We start from the raw sequence: 2,024 nt of genomic DNA, 5'->3' as shown, positions 1-2,024 counted from the left end.
ACCGAGTAAGGGGGATTACCAAAGATAACTTTGATGTTCAGATTTTTCTGGTGTTCTAAATATTCACTGTTTTCTTTAAATAATTTTTGCAGAAGGCTTTTCTCTTCAAGCATCTGAAACGTATCAGTCAAACCAATATGCTTAAAAGGAATATACTCACCTTTCATAAGACTATGATAAGTCGATTCAATGTTAATCGCTGCTATGTAATAGGCAAGTAAAACAATCTCATTGGCATGGATATCATGACGGAATTTGTATTCCATATCCTCTGGTTTGATGAGATTGGATTGTAAAAGCCGTGTGATAAAGGTACCCGTTCCCGTGAAAGGGTCAAGAATAGAAACCCCCCGTGACCCCAAGCTTTTGCCAAATTCATTACGCAACACATCATCAACAGAATGAATGATAAAATCCACGACCTCAACGGGGGTATAAACAATCCCAAGCCTATCCGTGGTTTTCTTAAATGCCTTGGCAAAAAAACTTTCATAAAGCGTAATAATAAGATTTTGCCTTGCTTGTGGTGTGGTAATCCCAGAAGTACGAAGCCTTACACTGTTATAAAATTCTTGTAATTCCTTGGATTCTTCCTCGATATTGGTTTTATCAAGTTCTGTTAAGATTTTTTCCATGGCTTGCGAAATGGCATTGTTTTGTACAAATTCATTGCCTTCAAACAAAGCTTCAAACACGGGACGCGTGACAAGATGTTGCGCTAACATCTCAATCGCTTCTTCTTGCTTGATTTCACTGTTTAAGTTGTTTTTTAATTCCTTATGAAATGCATCAAAAGCATGAAAGGCTTCACTGTTTTCATCAGCAAGCAGGTTTTGAAGATGCGTGATATGATTTTGAGCAATCTCAGCAACATTGCCTGCCCAATTTTCCCAATAATCCGCAATAGCAAATTTCTTTGCAATAAGGGTTTTCAAAGCATTGGGAAACTCTTTATAAAAAGGTAATCTTCCTGTTACGCTATGAATAATTTGTGGTTCATGAGCGGCTTTTCCAATCTCAAGCCCCATATGTTCTGATTTTTCATGGATATGAAGTTTATCCTCAACCGCGGTCATGCTCTTTAAGGCGACAATCTCCAAAGAATCACTAACATCTTGCCCCAAAATCATCTGGTTAAGGGTGATTTCAAAATTCTCATCATGAGCAAGCAAAGCATTGATCACTTGCCAGACTACCTTGTATCTCTTATTGTAGCGTAAAGCATGTTCAGCAGAAACCCCAGCAGGGATCCCAACGGGTAAAATGATGTAGCCTCTTTTCTTATCCTTTGCACGGCGCATGATACGCCCTACCGCCTGTATCACATCCACATGACTTTTACGCGGGTGTAAAAACATGATGGCATCAAGAGCGGGTACATCCACCCCTTCAGACAGACATCTTACATTGGTGAGCACACGGCAACTATTTCCCCCCGCATCTTCCTTAAGCCAATCAAGGGCTTTATTGCGCATTTTGGCACTTTGTTTTCCGTCAATATGAGCAAAGGTACAGTGAAGAGGCGGCGTCTCTTTATAGAGTTGATGAAGATTAAATAATTCTTCCTGTATTTCTTGAGAATTGAAGGTATCACGGATACGTTCAGAAGTTTTAATGTCTTTACAAAATGCTAAAGCCCGCCGCATGGGATTGGGGTCATCACTTAGATCAACTTTTAGATCTATTTTGGCAAGGGCTTGATAACAACCTATGATCTTGGTTTTATCATCAAGAATAAGTTCATAATTTTCATCGGTCATCAGATGTTGAATGGATTGACTTACTTCCTCTTCATTAACACCCAAAACAATAATCTTATAAGGTGCTAAGAGTTCATTCTGAACGGCTTTTGAGAAGGTATAGGTATAAAGCTCTTTTCCATAGAGCTCTTCATCATCCATAGAAGCGAGAACGGCATTGATCTCATCGGCTTTCTTTTTGGCATCATCGGTAAAGATCTTGGGCGTTGCTGTCATATACAGCCGTTTTTTACCTCGAATGATGCTGTTATCATGAACCTTGAT

General features: G+C 39.3%; 1 protein-coding gene. It reads right to left on the bottom strand.

The features are described from left to right. A partial coding sequence (locus ACFIJP_RS08835; RefSeq protein WP_375627029.1) for a helicase-related protein occupies positions 1 to 2,024 on the bottom strand: 2,024 nt, incomplete at both ends.

Source organism: Bartonella sp. MU37NMGALS (genome assembly GCF_042194015.1).
Lineage (GTDB): Bacteria > Pseudomonadota > Alphaproteobacteria > Rhizobiales > Rhizobiaceae > Bartonella > Bartonella grahamii.
This window is presented reverse-complemented; position numbering and strand designations above follow the sequence as displayed.